This window comes from Leifsonia sp. HAY1-4F, assembly GCF_056755275.1.
Genome location: NZ_JBNDHX010000324.1, coordinates 1 through 266, shown reverse-complemented (window position 1 = coordinate 266; position 266 = coordinate 1). Strand labels below are relative to the sequence as shown.

Sequence of the window (266 nt, the reverse complement as noted above, 5' to 3'; positions counted from 1 at the left end):
CCCCTTCGCGCATCGAATGGCATGACGCTGGTCGCGGATCTGTCCTATGACGAAGCAGCCGGACCCTACGACCTGTTCCTGATCGCGGGCGGCCCCGCCCTTCCGGATACCAAGTTCCCGCAAAACCTGATCGATTGCGTCCGCCGCCTGTCCGCCGCCAGTCGGATCTTCGGTTCGGTTTGCACCGGGGCATTCTGTCTGGGAGCGGCGGGGCTTCTCGATGGGCGCAAGGTTACCACGCACTGGCAAAATGCGCGGCGTCTTGC

General features: G+C 64.3%; 1 protein-coding gene. It reads left to right on the top strand.

All coding sequences use genetic code 11. The annotated features are described in order from the left end of the window. Positions 1-21: 21 nt before the first annotated feature. Positions 22-266: DJ-1/PfpI family protein (locus ACPYOG_RS19690; protein ID WP_481295808.1), on the top strand; the 245-nt coding region annotated here is incomplete at its 3' end.